Source organism: Candidatus Bathyarchaeota archaeon (genome assembly GCA_029882535.1).
In the GTDB taxonomy this organism is placed as follows: domain Archaea; phylum Thermoproteota; class Bathyarchaeia; order Bathyarchaeales; family SOJC01; genus JAOUKM01.
Genome location: JAOUKM010000010.1, coordinates 1 through 15,492 on the forward strand (window position 1 = coordinate 1; position 15,492 = coordinate 15,492).

Genomic DNA, 15,492 nt, shown 5'->3' on the forward strand with positions numbered 1-15,492 from the left:
ACCCGCGAGCTCTCAGTGGTCGACATCCCCCAATACATGAACGAATTCGACGAACTAGAAGACATCTATTTCAGCAAGAAACAAATTGCCAACAAGAAAGAACTCGCCAAACTAACAGGGCTCTACAAGTATTGCTGGTGGCTCAACCCTCCATCAAAACCCAGCATTCACGTACCCTACAACCTACTAGCATACTTGGTCAAAGTTGCACCTGAAGGAAAAGAAACAGAATATGCCGCAAAGAAGCTGCAAGAATACGGCTACATAAAAGATAAAGAATTACAGCTCGAGAGTTTAAAGAAGAGAATCAAATACACCTTCAACTGGAACAATGACTTCGTGGAAATAAAAGAAACACCACTGAAGCTTATGACAAACGAAACAACCGCAATAAAGGAACTTGTTAAAACTCTTCAAGGCAAAATAGACGCGGAAACCGTTCAAAGCGCAATCTTTGAAATCGCTAGGAAACACAACATACTGCCAAGGCAATTCTTCAAAACACTCTACACAATTCTTCTCGGAACACATGCAGGTCCAAGACTAGGCCCCTACATAATTGCTATGAGCAAACAAAACGTCACCGAAGCTCTGCAGCGAGCAATTAACCGACAATAATTCTAAAGTTCTTTCGTTTTCCTCTCTTAATTTCTCTTGCCTTAAGAACTGTTAATTTTTTGTTCCAATAATGAAACTGTGTTTACTTCTTTCTTAGGATTTCTGCTTCTTTTGCAGTTCAACATATTCTTCTATTGCCTTCTTGATGTCCCAAGGTCTCGGCTTAGCCATTAGCAGTCTCAAATAGTTTGTTACTCTTTTCTTCATTACATAATACCACAAGGCAGTAGGAGGAGCCAGAAACAAGGCAATGACAAGCCATCCTAATACCCCTATCTGAATGGATATCACGAAAAATAGTATGATGAGTGGATAGAAGAAGACAAATAATAATTCAGCATAAAGCTTCAAAAAATACTTATCCAGTTCTCATATGCCTCCAATAATCGTAGAATTCACCCGCGTTTATTTAAGACTTAGCATGCATGACGTTTAAAGAAGAGGTTTAAAGACTATATAACTTATTCAAGAATGAAAGATACGTTCAAGCGTCCCTTTACTCAGCGCAGAATTTCTAAGTTTTATTAAGGTGTTAATAACCTTCTCTCTAGTATGCTCAAGACCTTATAGCCTAGTTGAAAGGGCCCGTGGTCTAGTCTGGATTAGGACGCTGGCCTGCGGAGCCGGAGATCTGGGGTTCAAATCCCCACGGGCCCGCCACTATCTTGGCCATAATGGGTCGATCGGTTCTGCGTTTAGAGTTGTATCGGTGGCGGGAATATTTTGTGATTCGCAAATATGGATATATTTTCTCTTTTCCACGTGTTTACTGAAGAGGACTCCAAAGATGCGTAGAAGGTTGCAATTTCGTTTCTGTTTTCCGCCTATTTATGGGATTTACGACACTGGTAAAAGCGTGATCTATGTTTTCGGTGAACACGATGGCAAAATTGAAGATGTTCTGAGTCATGAAGTGTTACATTGGGCTGTGCAAAAAACAGCAGGAAAACAGGTGAGTTTAGATTTAGATAATATCCGGCCAGAATTGCTGAGAACGTAGTTAAAGAGAAAATTATTTCTTAGTTTTTCTACCTGTCAAACAGTTTATTAGTTACATCAGAAAAGGATGTTCTGCAAGGCTTATGAGGTTGCATAAGTTTTCATAAGTGGTTGTAACATGGTTTCCATTAATCCTTTCGGTGACTTTCGGAAAGATTGCGAGAGAGCTTTGAGAAAATCGTTTACTAAATTTCATCCATCCATCTCTGGTGAATCTTTTTTGTTAGATATTCCACCCGACCCAGAATTTGGAGAATTAGCTTCGGCGGTTTTTTTTGAACTCGGAAAAAAAATGAAAGAACAACCACGAAAATTAGCAGATCAAATCGTGAATGCTATTGAAGTAAAGGATTTTCCGCTTATAAACGCAGTAGAGGCTGCTGGTGAGGGGTATGTCAATTTTTATGTTAACTTTTCTGAGCTTTCAAAAGTAACAATCGATGCAGTTCGAACTTTGGATACTACTTATGGGTATGTTAAGACAGAAAAGCCAGAAAAAGTTATCGTTGAGCATACAAGTGCAAATCCAATATCTCCTATCAACATTGGTAAAGCGAGAAATCCTGTTTTGGGAGATTCACTTGCGCGTATCCTAACTGCGAGAGGACACAAGGTTTTTCGACATTTTTATGTTGATGATGTGGGACGCCAAACCGCGGTCATTGCTTATGGATACAGAAAGCTTGGAAAATCTTCTTTAGAAGGAAAATCGGATCATTACATCGGTCTAATCTACACTGTAACTAGCTGCATTATAGAGATCAATAGGCTAAAGCGAGCAATAGAAAAAAAGAGAAAGACGACATCGGAAACTGTTCAACAACTACGTAAACAGTTGGATGAGTGGATTTCTATTGCTGCTGAATTGGAGAACAAATATCCGAAGCTTTTCAGTCAACTTCTCGAGAAAATAGGCAAAGATAAAGATAGCGAAATTATAGTAAATAGTTTGAACCGTGCATATGAGACTGGTGAAGAAAAAGCGAAAAAATTGATCCGTGGAGTCTGCCAGCTTTCCCTAGATGGCATAAAAGAAACGCTTGCTAGCATAAAAGTTTTCTTTGATTCTTGGGATTGGGAAAGCGACTTCGCTTGGAATAGTGACGTTGCCAAAACCTTAGAAGCACTGAAAAAGACTGGCTATGTTTTCCGGGAAGGCCCCGTACTTGAATTTGATGCTGACAAAGTTGCCGAGGACTTGAAGCTGAAGCAAACGCTTGGCTTAAAAAACGATTATGAAATTCCTTCTTTGACATTAGTGAGAGCAGATGGCACAACGCTTTACACAACACGAGACATCCCATACACCCTGTGGAAGTTTAAAAAAGCTACAAAAGTAATCAACGTTGTTGGAATGGAGCAAAAACTGTCACAACAGCAATTGAAACTGACGTTATGGGCTTTAGGACACACTAACAAAGCAAAAAACCTTACACACTTCGCCTACAATTTAGTAACCCTACCAGGATACAAAATGTCTAGTCGCAGAGGACACTACATAACCCTTGACGAAGTAATGGATGAAGCTATAAAGAGAGCCCGTGAAGAAGTTGAAAAACGGTCACCTCAACTATCCTATGAAGAAAAACTGAAAATCTCGAAAATCGTTGGAATTGGGGCTCTCAAATATGCTCTCGTTGAAGTGGATCCCATAAAACCCGTAGTTTTCACTTGGGATAGGGTGATAAATTTTGAGAGAAACAGCGCTCCATACATTCAGTACTCTTATGCGCGAGCACGCAGCATTTTAAGGAAAGCGCCAAAAGAACCGGAAAAACCAGACTATTCACTGCTTGTTGAACCGTTGGAACGTGATCTTGTTTTGGCGTTGGCACGCTTTCCAGAAGTTTTTGTTGATTCTGCAGAAAATTTGAAATCCAACGCAATAGCTGACTTTGCAAACATTTTAGCCGACAAATTCAACAGTTTTTACAATGCTTTGCCTGTAATAAAAGCGAAGCCGAAAGCGTTAAGTGATGCTCGGCTGGCATTGGTTGAGGCGATTAGTATAGTGCTTAGAAACGCCCTAAGTTTGATTGGTATTGTGGCGCCTGAAAAGATGTAATTATTGCTTCGAGGTTTCGCGACGAATTTTGACATTCAATTTCTTCGTAGCAAAGCGATTAAACTTTATATTTCCATTCGTTAGGCTAACATTAAATATCTCGTAGCTTTACAGTGCATAGGAGTTCATTTACCATGAAAGGCAAGGTAATCCTAATTCTGTTATGCCTCTTTTTCCAATGCCTTTCTTGGAATTTGCCATCCACTTCATCTTTTGGCGTCAATCAAAATTCACAGGTGATTTATGTTCCTAACAACTACACTACAATACAAGCAGCCATAAACGCGGCGTCGCCAGGTGACACAGTTTTCGTACAAAACAGAACATATCATGAACATGTAGTTGTAAACAAGTCCATCTCGTTAATAGGTGAACAGCTTGAAACAACTATTATTGATGGAAGTAACACGGGCATAACTGTGTTAGTAACTTCAAGCAATGTCACAGTTAGCAATTTGACTATGCAAAATGGTGTTTATGGAATTTTGGTCGAGAACACCAATGATGTGACCATTAGTAGAAACAACGTCTTTAACAATGAAGAAGGTATTAGACTCGATAATTCTGAAAACTGTAGTGTTACCGAAAACAACTCAAGCTTCAACCTGAATCGTGGCATCTTTCTTAACTCATGTTGGGATTCAATAGTTTACAAAAACGTTGCATTCAACAACACGGACGGTAAGCAATACGGCATAAACGCTAATGCCTCTCGGAACATTGCGTTGCTTCAAAACACTGCGATTGGAAACTTTTGGGATGGCATAGGGCTTCAAAGCTCAACCGACTGTATTGTTTGGAGGAATAATGTTAGTAGAAACGAGAATTTTGGCATATGGTGTAGTTCTTCAAATAACAGCGTGATTTATCATAATATCGTAGCCAACAACACATTAAATGCTAGAGCAACGAACTCGGAAATCTTGTGGGACTCTGGTTATCCGTCTGGCGGTAACTATTGGAGCGACTATTCTGATGGAGACAACTATAGTGGTCCTTACCAGAATGAAATAGGAAGCGATGGCATAGGTGATACTCCACATGTGATTGAGTCACCCTATCATCAAGACAATTACTCTCTTATGAGCCCGCGAACCAATGGTAGCGTCATATTTTTAGCATTACAAAACAAAACCATAAAGCCTAGAGACGACGTGTTAATCTATGGTTTCCTATGGCCTAAACTCGATGAAGTTAACATAACTATTTATTACCGTAACCAAATTGAAACAGAGTGGCAAACTCTTGAAACAATTTCTACATACGCAGGCAAGTACTCTTATCTCTGGACAAACCTAGACGAGGGAATATATGAGCTTAAGGCGAGTTGGGCAGGCAACTCAACCACCTACCCGGCAGAAAGCCTGATAGAGACGCTTACGGTACAGAAGATAACAAGCAACGTTTCTATAACGGTTAGCTCAACAGAAATGCTAGTTGGCTCAACAGTAACAATAAGTGGTAGCATTGACCCAATACGACCTCATGTCAACGTGGCAATTTGGCATCGCTTCAAAGATGAAGACTGGACTATACTAGAAACAGTAGAAACGTACGACAATGGCTCCTACTCCTTTATGTGGTTGACTCCTAAAGTAGGAATGTTCCAAATCAAGACAAGCTGGTTAGGAGACGAAAAAGCTCTTCCAGCAGAAAGCCTCTCTGTTGTCATAATTGTCTCCAAACTCTCAAGTAGCCTAACTATTAATTTAGATCGCACAACAACAACTGCAGGTTCAAATGTAACGATAAGTGGAACTATCAATCCCCCATGTGTAAACGTGAACGTGACCATCCACTATAGACTCTTGAACAGTACTTGGAACATTCTTGACACAGTTACGACTTATTCAAATGGCTACTACAACTATACGTGGAAAACCACAGAAACGGGCAACTACGAAATTAAAACAAGTTGGCTAGGCGATTCAGAAACACTACCTGCTGAAAGCAATGTCGTGCCCGTAACCATAGAACAAGAACCACCCCTATACATTGTCCTATATGCCGTAATCGTGACAGCCATCATAGTAATCGCATCGCTTATGTATCTTCGAAAAAAGCGGAAACATTAATCGCTCTATCTTTCTTTGCCCTTTTCAGAAACAGCCAAAATTTGAGTTCTTTAATTTCTCCGCGTTCACCTAAACTTATCTGCTTCTTTAGATACCATTTTTGCGAAAACTTGACACATCAAAATCTAAAATATATTTTCTGGCAAAGAAGTGTTTGTCAACATCGTGGTTTCGTTTGTCCACGGCCTTGACAAACCTGTTATGTTGTGACTCTTGTCTCGAAAATGTAAGCATGGATATGGCCTCATTAAAGAGATTAAACACCTAAAAGGCTACAAGTTAAAACCAAGCGTGGGATACACCTTTCTACACCGGTTAGAAGAAGAAGGTTTGGCTACAAGTGAACGGGTTAAAGATCGTAAACGCAAACTAAGATATTACTCCCTGACTGTAAAGGGCAAAAACCTTCTCAGCAAAGTACGCGACTTCTTTGACAAACCAATTCGAGAAGTAATTAAAGACTTCTTTTCTAAACAACAAAATGAAGCAACCACTTAGCGTAAAGCGTACGCTTTATGGCTTTAGCTTTTAGCGGCTCAAGTAGGTAGATTGCTCTGTGCGAGAGAAAAAACAATTAAATGCTCAGTTGAATAATCTTTGGATAAACCTAAACGGTAATCCCCAGCTTCACATCCCAAGAGATGAAATAAAGTGGATAAAGATAACTTCCATGTAAGAATCTACAATTTTTTTGTAGGTCTAGCGTTTGTTCCATTCGTTTTATACAAGTTCATTATCGCATGGTTGTCTACAGGCTGGACTGTCAAAAAAGCAAGTAAAATATTCAGAGAAAAACTCTTGGAAATAGGTTTCCCTGACAAAATCACTGAAACGCTTACGAAGGAATATGCCTCTGCCAAAGATTATATATTCGAAGGGTTTTTGAAAAGAAAAACCAAAACTCAAACCTCAAACACCAAAAAAATCGGTGGGCTTCGCGATGTTTTTATAAAGATATTACCAGGGGGGCAAATTTTTCTCCGGATAAAAACTGGACACACTAAGGATCTTGCAAGCGCTGTGTTCCTTGATGCGACTAAAACAATTATTTTAATAGTGGGCATCTCTCGTGCTTTGGACAGAGATATCTATTGGGTTGTCGTTTGTATCGTATCCTATGTTTTGTATTCTTTACTGTTCGGATTTGCGTCTGAGCTAATTAATAAACATCAAAATTCTGTAAAAGGTCTTCTAGGAAGCGTGATTAATGTTATAGGAGAGGCGCTTTCAGACACAAAAGTTGTCGCTATCGTTGGATTGGCTTTGTCTTCTCATTCCATACTTGGAGCACCCTTCGTGCCATTGTATCACGTAATTCCTAACTTAGACTTTATTGAACATTATATAAGCGGCTTCGGGATAGGATTATTTGCAGTCAAGGCTTATGGAACATTCATAAGCCACATATCTTACAGCAAGGCTTTAACGATACTCAGTTCAATTGAGTCAAGTAATCAAATTTTACTTTTTGAGACAAGTGCGGAGCTTCCCTTTGTTTGCTACTCCGCTGTCTTCGTTGGATTGGTTTGGGAAGGATTAGAAGAGATTGCTGAGCAGTTCACTCCACGAGTAGTAAATGTTTTCTTTTGGAATGGCGTGGCAGACGTATTCATGGCCCTACTCGGCGCCTTAACAGCTTACACGCTTGTAAGTCGTTCCTTCATTATCAAAAAACGTGAAAACTGTTCAAACTTAGAGGTTAAAAACGCAAAGGTTGACCCGCGAGCTATTAAAAGAGCTTCAGATACTGTATTAACACACATGAAAAGTGCAGTAGACAACGTATATTCCGAAAGCTCAGCTAAAGATTTTTCCAAAGATGTTGGAACGCACAAATTGACTGAAATAGGCGAAGCTGTTAAACGCATAAAAGACTTGTGTATGAATTCAACAGATTCAGCCTTCCATTAATTGTGCGAAGTGAAAGTTAAATGGGAAGATTGCTAAAAATGAACATTGAACTATTGGGTTTGTATGCCTTTTTTACACCCTTTGCTTCAAGTAAAGCTTTCATAAATTCACCTTAGCAGTTAGAGAAGGCTAATAAGTTATATATCAAAATTCAGATGTTTTTGAAACACACATATATATCTGCCATAAACCCAATCAAATGAAGCACAGCCATGAAGGAAAATGTTGGCAACCCAGAAAAATAACAGTCATAGAATTGTTTTAACTGCTGATAAACTCTCATGAGCAAGTATAATAGAATTATTTTTCTGAAGTGTTAAAAACACAACCTAGAATGGAGTGATGCTCTCCTCAAAGAGCATTCTCTCATAAAAGATGGAGAAAAAGGGTACTTGTTAAAACTCGTCTTTTCCTCAGGATACCTTTGATGGCTTTTAAGCGCGCAAATAATGACCCCTTTGTCTAGTTTCGAAGCGTATAACATTATTGCCCCAAAACTCAAAGTTGTGGAGAGCCCCGTGAGGACTAATACCCAAAAGGGTGCAAGTCCATATGCACACCTTTCAATTCCCTTTACATGGGGTTTTTCCTTGAACCCTACGGTACCGTGATGCATGGCCTTTGTTCAAGGTAAGGAATTCCACTACACTCTGCTCTTTTCTTCTGCAATCCATTCAAGAGCCATTATGGCTAAAATTCCAATAAACAGACAAACTTGAGTTAGATGTAACTTTCTTGCAACAGGATCTCAATCTTAGTATAATTCTTCTGTTTGGCTAAGTATTGGATGTGATCCAACCTTCTAATTAGTTCCTTACTACTCTTTACCATATTTTCCTCATGGAGAGCTAAATTGACGGTGTCTACTTCGCCTTGTTTTCGGATTATAGATTCTTGATCTAAGACGTTATTCCTCAGATTTTGGTTGTTACTAAGGAAAAATAAAGCTGATGCTTAGGCGCTTTTAGTAGAGAAGGGTAAAACCAAGATACTAATTGTGGTGTGATTAAAGAATAATCCCAAGCAAAACATTGGTAGGCCTCTCCACATTTCCTGCACTTGGAAAGCTAGAGAGTTTATCATCAAGTGTAAAGATAGCTATGATTTGTTCATACTAACCAGATTTTGAGAATTTGGAATAGGTCTGTCAAGTAGATACAAGGCTCTTAAAAGAAGTCGCGTCTTTTCACTTTCTCTGTTCAACTGGATAATCTTCAGTCGCCCATAGTGTTTGACCATGACTACGTTTTCTTCCACAAGGATTCTGAGGTTGCGGTTTATCTGGTTGTATGTGCTGTTTGTTTTCCTGACGAGTTCCATCACGTGGATCGTTTCAATTTTCGCTAGAGTCTCCAGCATTTTCTGCCTGCATGAAGATGCCAGTATCTGTCTGAGACGCAAGGTAATCCAGCCCTACCCAATACTTATGTGTTTTTGACTTAAAAGGAAAGCGAAACCAGTGACAATGGAGATAGGGAGAGCAACGTGAAAGTGTTCCTTTGCAGAACTAATCATTCTTTAACCTACCACCTTTTACATCCTCAATTAGATACAAATCTGCAACCTATAGAAAATAGGACGACTTTCACTCATCTCTCAATTTCCGAAACCATTCGTCTTCTTTAAGTAAGAATAACAGCAATCAGCTTTTGCGAGCGCCGAGTGAGGGGCGCAATGAAAAAGTACCCAAGATGAATGGAGGAAAAAATTTGAAAATGACAAAATCGCTTGCTAGAGGTTGTGAAATTACGTTAGTATGCCTTGTGATTTTTGCTCTCGCCTCGTCGAATATCGCTTCGATTTCCGCAGCAATATACACACCAAACAGTATTCAGACATGGGCCGTGATTGTTTGTGGAGGATCTTCAGGAGGTTCTCAGCAGGAAGATTTCGAAAATGAGATCGCAGAAGCTTATAATACTTTGCTGAGTCGGGCCTATGATGCTGATCATATCTACTATTTGGATATTACTTTTCCGAGAGACGTTACCGGAGATGGTATTAACGATGTTGATGCCGTATCGAATAAAGCTAATGTGCAAAATGCCATCACAAGTTGGTTGAAAACTCGCTCGGACAGTAATGACGTGTGCTTCTTGTATCTCGTCAACCACGGCGACGTAGACGCCTTTACTATTCCAGGTGGACCCATATATGCCTATGAAATGGCCGGTTGGCTATTTCACGTGACCTATGGTGAACTCATATTCACGCTGGAGGCTTGCCACTCTGGAAGTTTCATAGATGAACTTAGCGAAACCAATAGGATAATAGTGTCCTCATGTGAGGCAAATGAACTCGCCTGGCCTGATCCAAACACTGACTGGCCTGCATTTTCTCACACGTTTTTCCAAAGGCTAGCAGCTATGGATTCCATTGGCGACGCCTTTAACGTAGCGTACCAACATGTTATACAAGTAAGACCAACTCAGCATCCGACATTAGATGATAACGGTGATGAAGTAGGACATCGTGGACCATTACCAAATGGTGGTGACGGCAATCTAGCACTAAACATGTGTTGGATGCCCGGTGACTTAGACGATGACGAAATAATAGATATAACCGATATTGCGGCAGTAGCATACGCTTACGGAACGAATTGGACACGAGCCGACATTAATCATGACGGCATTGTAGAAATGAGGGACGTTGTGATAGTAGCACGCGCTTATGGAACAAGTTGTGATCCGAAATGGGACCAACGAGCTGACCTAAATGACGATTGGATAATAGACATTATGGATGTTTCAATAGTAGCACGCGCTTATGGATCAACACCTGGGGATCCAAACTGGGACCCACGAGCCGACATTAATCAGGATGGCGTTGTAGACATGATAGATATTACGATAGTAAGTAGCGTTTATGGATCAATTTGCGACCCGAGCTGGGATCCACGAGCCGACCTGAACGATGACTGGACAGTAGACGATGTAGATCTAGATATAGTATCGCAGGCTTATGGGTCAATTTGCGACCCGAGATGGGATGCACGTGCTGATCTTAATTGCGACTGGGTCATAGATGACAATGACATAGACATAGCAAGCACAAACTATGGATATTTTCCATAACAATCGCACCAGCCTCTAACCAATACAGAATGAAACATTGACAAGCCAACCAAAAGCAATTTCCCCTTTTTTTCTCTGCCCTTTACTTTCTTCGAAAGATTATTTCTTCAGCGAACTGGCTCGCCAAGTTTTCTCGACTATCGCCGCGAAAACATCTTCCTCTTTTCAGTTGTGGTGCGCGCATTGAATTTTGTTATGAGTCCGAATAGCAGCGCGCGCATAAATACTATGGATAATCAACGCGGTATATTTTGCCTTTGCCATTGTCGAAGAGTTTGGTGAAGTGTTGCGGGTGTAGCGTATCATCAAATAGAAGACGTAACAATGTCGCTTGGGAACCAAGCATTGTAGGGTGATATTCATCGCCTTGTAGAGTTAGGTACTCTGTTGCATTATAGCCGGCGATTTCAGCAATCCAACAGAACTTCTGTAAGTCGTCTGGTGTAAAAACCAACGCGTACGATACGTCGTAATTTCTCATAATGGGCAAAGACTGTTCTTCTGGCAACATGAATACCCTCGCCAAGTCATGAATCTTTTCTGAAGAGCCCCATGTTCCGAAAAGTTGTGCTCCCAAGTTATGCCACGGATTTCGACTTGACCCAACAGTGTACCATATATCTCTTGACGGATAAGCTTCGATTACTTCTCTATGGCTCCATTCTCTAACCGCACGGCCGTAATCCCACCAGCAAAGTATTACTGAATTAGGAGGCGTGAGTTGTTCAAGCTGAGCGAAAGCCTCTGGCATCCCTTCTTGCTGGGAGAAGTACTTGAGAACAGCATCTTCTCTCTCTACAAAGCGGATTCTCAGAGCAACTGATATCAAAGCAACAACTAGAACAATAATGGCAAGTATAATAGCAAACCACTTACTACGCCAGAATTTTGTTTTCATAAGTATAATTCTCCTATTGAGGATAGGCTAAAGGTTAGGTGACGACTCCCATGCGATGGAGCTCTTCGTCTAGACTGGTTTTCGTTTGCTTCAGATTCTGTCTTCTCTCTACATATTCGTCACCGCTTATCTTGTTGGCTTTGAAGTCTTCGTCAAGTTTTACTAGTTGTGCATCAATGTCTGTTATCCTTGCTCTGAGTTGATCTACATATGAGACTGCCGCTTCTTCTTTCACGATTTGTGCTGGGGTGAGTGCAGCTTTGATTATTCCGTCTTCTATTTTCAGTATGCGGTCTGCTGCCCGTGCCATGTTAGGGTCATGGGTCACCATTATGATAGTTTTGCCAAGTTCCTCGTTCACCTTCACCAAATAGTCCACGACAATCTTAGCATTGACCGTATCCAACTCGCCTGTTGGCTCGTCTGCCAATAACACTGGAGCGTCATTCGCCAATGCCGCAGACATAGCTACACGCTGTTGCTCACCCCCACTTATCTCGTCTGGCTTGTGGTTGGCGCGTTCTGTTAGACCCACTATTTCCAATAGTTGCTTAACTCTCTCATGACGAGATCCACGAGAGGCTCCCATTGCTATCATGGGTAGTTCGATGTTTTCGGCGGCGGTTAGTGTTGGAATAAGATTTAAAGTTTGGAAAATGTGACCTACATGTTTCCTTCGAAAATCTACCAATTGTGAAGGCTGCAAAGCGGTCACCGTTACATCACCTACTTGCACGTAGCCAGCGGTTGCTTTGTCAAGCCCTCCTACTATGTTGAGTAGTGTAGTTTTGCCACTTCCACTCGGCCCGATAACAGAGATCATTTCTCCCTCTTTTACGTCCATATTTAAGCCTCTAAGGGCTTGAACTTCAACATTTCCCAAACGGTATACCCGGATCAAATCTTTCACTAGCACTTTCATGCCTTTCAAGCTCTCACAATCCTATCCAGTTTTGAAACATATCTTTTTGTGATGGCAATTACTGGGAATATCGAGGAGGCAAAAACCAGAATCAACGATGCTGACAGAGTTAGTATGGCGTCTGGTGGAAATACCATGCGATGAGCTACCAGTGTGACATATTGAGTTGTGTTAAGGGCAACTATTCTGCCATGGACTATGATTAGGCCGACCACGACTCCCAAAGTGACTGAGAAAACTACAATGGACAGGTTTTCTGCAAGAAGCATTGTTATCAACTGCTTGAAAGAGAGACCGCGAACGTTCATTATAGTTAATTCTTTCTTACGCTCTTGCAAACTTACCAGCGCTACCAGAGCTGTGGCTACTGAAGCCGCTACTACTGCAAAGATAACACCGATTCGCTGAACGTTTGCGGTGCCACTCAACAATAAATTGCCCTCTCGCTGCCCAAGTTGTTCCGCAACAGAGTAAACATAACTAATATCACTTGAGTTGAGATTTCGAATCTGAGAAGCTACACTTGTTCCATTCGCATTTGTTTCAAGTTTGACTAGAATTCTTCCCGACGCAGAGACAGAGCCATCCAATGAGTGATACAAGTTTGTGGGGACATAAGACCAAAATGAGGAACCTAGGTAAAAATCGCTAGGTCTGAAAACAGGTTGAGACCCTCCACTGATTTCAGAACCGAAAAATCCCACCACTCTTAGCTTCATCGTTGTGTAGCCCATTTTGAGAGTAATATAGTCATCTATCTCGAGATCCAAGTTGCTTGCTGTTGCCCGTTCTAGAATGATTGTGCTGTTGTCGGTAGTCATTTGTTGAAATGCTGTTGTGACATCGTTTCCTGTAAACCATTCATTTTCGTAGTATGCTGTAGAAAGCCATTCTTGAGGCTCTATTGCAACTAGTTTCAGACTTTGAAAACTAGTTTCTCCATAAAAGGAATATTCTAAGGTTGTAGACGCTATTCTTGGTAAATCTGCTATGTCTCCCATGACGCCCGTGGCGTTAGCTAGACTGTTTAGCGAGACGCTTATATCTGCACCTACATTTGCTTTGACTTGGCGAATTATATAGTCCTCTTCACTGGCGAGGGCGCCAACCGTTTGAAAGCCGTAGCCAATTATCATGGCGATTAAGAAGGCAACTGAAGCGGTTCTTGCTGGGTTTCTTCGCACGTTTTTTGTTGCCAACATTCCCAAGTCTCCAAGAAATTTTGCTGCTCTTGTTACTAGTTCTTGAAATCCTAAAGATCCGCGGACGAAGATTTTTGTGAATCCCCAGAAGAAAAGCAACGGTCCGATGGGTGTTAGTATGCTATCGATGATTATCCATGCTGCTAATAGGATTGTGAGGAATATGTTTGTCGTTGGCGGAGGGCGTCCCATAAAGTATTGCATCAAGTCTGGTATGCCCATGAGAAACATGCTTATCTTGTAGCTGCCTAGGAAGAGAGCTGCCCAAGGCCATTTTTGCTTGTAGGGTTTCGTCTCCTCTACATACATATACTCTTTCAAAGCATCTACGGTAGGCAGCTTTGCAGCTCTTCTTGAGGGTCTAAAGGTCGAAAGAAGGGTTATGCCAGTGCTAAAAATAATGGCCAAAATTATGACCTCTGGTGTTAATATTGGAGATGTTCCGCCAAACTCACTTCCTATTGCGGTAACGAAGTAGGGGCTGAGTAAGAAGCTTAGGCCGACGCCGATGAGACCTCCTACAATCCCAACTAGTAATGATTCTGACAAAAATAAGCGGAAAAGTTGTCCAGAAGAGAAACCTTTGGCTGATAGTAGGCCTATCTCTCGTCGTCTCAAGTTGAAAGACACATCGGAGACGGTTGATCCGACATACCATGCCACAAAAAACACAGGAAGAGCCACAACTAAGAAAGCGATCCTCATCCTTACAGAATTAAACTGGGCACTCATCAAAACATTTCGCAGGTTACTGTAGGCAGTTATGCCAAATTCTGCCACTTCGTTGTTTATCTGCAGAATAATGCGATTGATAGTTTCTTGTGAAGCCCCAATATCCCATGGATTTATCACTGCTTCTCGGTCGATGAACACTAGAATATCAGTGCCGAAGGGGCTATATGATGGATGAATTGCATAGATATCGTCTAGAAGTTTGGCAAATGTTTTTTCCCAGCTTACGATGAGAAGATTGCCATAATAAATCACCTTAGCATCTTCCTGTATCGAGGGTGTGTAGACTATCGAGCCGTCACTGCTCCAATATTGCCCGGAAACAAGATCATACGCTGTCTCGTCCAAGTCTACAAAGCCTGCGACTTTGAGCTGCAAGCTTATATTCTTCTCAGTATATGGGTAAGTCCGAAAAGTATAGTTGAATATTAACGTGTCGTTTATCTTCAGTTTATCTACATCTTGAGACCCAATCCACACATAAGTTTCATTTTCCTGAAGTGGGCTAGCACCAGATGTGACGTTCAAACCACTATAAACTCGTGAATCTTCAAATATTCCCACTATCTTGGAGAAGGTATAGTTTTCTTCAACCACCTCTTCAAACAACTCAACTCTGGAAATAATCTCTGTATCAACTACACCGCCAACTAAGGTAACATTTTCAGCAGCATTCGTCCAGTTAGCCGAGGCTAGTGGTAAGCCATATCGCCCACATGTAATGTCCACTAGAACTCGACTCAGCTGCTGGTTCAGAGCGGCTTTAGCAGTTGTATCCGCACCAATGTTTATGCCCGCAAAAAAAGTAGATGCTAGAACAACGCCTAAAAGCAACGCAGCAAACAGTCCTAAAGAACGCGTAACTCTTTTCAAGGCGTAGGAAAACACTGGTTGACACCAGACAATTCAACATTCAACTGAGGCTTCTTTTAAAGCTATACTTTAGAACAGAATCTTAAAACGCGAAAAAATAACCTTTTTGGTACACTCTTT

Annotated in this window: 11 protein-coding genes and 1 tRNA gene; 8 read left to right on the forward strand and 4 right to left on the reverse strand. The window is 41.2% G+C overall.

Going from position 1 to position 15,492, the window contains the following annotated elements; all coding sequences use genetic code 11:
* From OEX01_04090 to OEX01_04120, 7 genes are all read left to right on the forward strand, one after another.
* Positions 1 to 618, forward strand: a 618-nt coding sequence (locus tag OEX01_04090) for a lysine--tRNA ligase (GenBank protein MDH5448169.1), incomplete at its 5' end; no start/stop codon positions are given.
* Positions 619 to 1,199: 581 nt separating this feature from the next.
* Positions 1,200 to 1,278: transfer RNA gene (locus tag OEX01_04095), tRNA-Arg, on the forward strand.
* Positions 1,279 to 1,405: 127 nt separating this feature from the next.
* Entirely contained in the window at positions 1,406 to 1,618 is a 213-nt protein-coding gene (locus OEX01_04100) for a hypothetical protein (GenBank protein ID MDH5448170.1), read from the forward strand.
* Between the two features lie 117 nt (positions 1,619 to 1,735).
* Positions 1,736 to 3,682: an arginine--tRNA ligase gene (locus tag OEX01_04105; protein MDH5448171.1), complete on the forward strand. Its 1,947-nt coding sequence runs from the start codon at positions 1,736 to 1,738 to the stop codon at positions 3,680 to 3,682.
* Positions 3,683 to 3,816: 134 nt separating this feature from the next.
* Positions 3,817 to 5,757 carry a right-handed parallel beta-helix repeat-containing protein gene (locus OEX01_04110; protein ID MDH5448172.1) on the forward strand — a complete coding sequence of 647 codons (1,941 nt, stop codon included), beginning with the start codon at positions 3,817 to 3,819 and terminating at the stop codon, positions 5,755 to 5,757.
* 213 nt (positions 5,758 to 5,970) lie between these two features.
* Entirely contained in the window at positions 5,971 to 6,255 is a 285-nt protein-coding gene (locus OEX01_04115) for a PadR family transcriptional regulator (protein ID MDH5448173.1), read from the forward strand.
* A 153-nt stretch (positions 6,256 to 6,408) separates the two neighbouring features.
* Positions 6,409 to 7,668 carry a hypothetical protein gene (locus tag OEX01_04120; GenBank protein MDH5448174.1) on the forward strand — a complete coding sequence of 420 codons (1,260 nt, stop codon included), beginning with the start codon at positions 6,409 to 6,411 and terminating at the stop codon, positions 7,666 to 7,668.
* Positions 7,669 to 8,766: 1,098 nt separating this feature from the next.
* Here OEX01_04120 and OEX01_04125 read toward each other — a convergent pair.
* Positions 8,767 to 9,069: a DeoR family transcriptional regulator gene (locus OEX01_04125; GenBank protein MDH5448175.1), complete on the reverse strand. Its 303-nt coding sequence runs from the start codon at positions 9,067 to 9,069 to the stop codon at positions 8,767 to 8,769.
* Between the two features lie 314 nt (positions 9,070 to 9,383).
* Here OEX01_04125 and OEX01_04130 point away from each other — a divergent pair, with 314 nt between their 5' ends.
* Positions 9,384 to 10,745 carry a dockerin type I domain-containing protein gene (locus tag OEX01_04130; protein ID MDH5448176.1) on the forward strand — a complete coding sequence of 454 codons (1,362 nt, stop codon included), beginning with the start codon at positions 9,384 to 9,386 and terminating at the stop codon, positions 10,743 to 10,745.
* A 226-nt stretch (positions 10,746 to 10,971) separates the two neighbouring features.
* Here OEX01_04130 and OEX01_04135 read toward each other — a convergent pair whose 3' ends face one another.
* Genes OEX01_04135 through OEX01_04145 form a run of 3 tightly spaced genes read right to left on the reverse strand, consistent with a single transcriptional unit; the run spans position 10,972 to position 15,372 of the window.
* On the reverse strand, positions 10,972 to 11,643 hold the full coding sequence (locus tag OEX01_04135; protein MDH5448177.1) for a hypothetical protein: 672 nt from the start codon (positions 11,641 to 11,643) through the stop codon (positions 10,972 to 10,974).
* A gap of 34 nt (positions 11,644 to 11,677) precedes the next feature.
* On the reverse strand, positions 11,678 to 12,565 hold the full coding sequence (locus OEX01_04140; GenBank protein MDH5448178.1) for an ABC transporter ATP-binding protein: 888 nt from the start codon (positions 12,563 to 12,565) through the stop codon (positions 11,678 to 11,680).
* A 5-nt stretch (positions 12,566 to 12,570) separates the two neighbouring features.
* Entirely contained in the window at positions 12,571 to 15,372 is a 2,802-nt protein-coding gene (locus OEX01_04145) for an ABC transporter permease (GenBank protein MDH5448179.1), read from the reverse strand.
* Between the last annotated feature and the right edge of the window lie 120 nt (positions 15,373 to 15,492).

Coding starts and splice junctions, on each gene's coding strand:
- OEX01_04100 (MDH5448170.1), top strand. CDS start 1,406: ATGCGTAGAAGGTTGCAATTTCGTTTCTGTTTTCCGCCTATTTATGGG.
- OEX01_04130 (MDH5448176.1), top strand. CDS start 9,384: ATGACAAAATCGCTTGCTAGAGGTTGTGAAATTACGTTAGTATGCCTT.
- OEX01_04110 (MDH5448172.1), top strand. CDS start 3,817: ATGAAAGGCAAGGTAATCCTAATTCTGTTATGCCTCTTTTTCCAATGC.
- OEX01_04140 (MDH5448178.1), bottom strand. CDS start 12,565: ATGAAAGTGCTAGTGAAAGATTTGATCCGGGTATACCGTTTGGGAAAT.
- OEX01_04105 (MDH5448171.1), top strand. CDS start 1,736: ATGGTTTCCATTAATCCTTTCGGTGACTTTCGGAAAGATTGCGAGAGA.
- OEX01_04135 (MDH5448177.1), bottom strand. CDS start 11,643: ATGAAAACAAAATTCTGGCGTAGTAAGTGGTTTGCTATTATACTTGCC.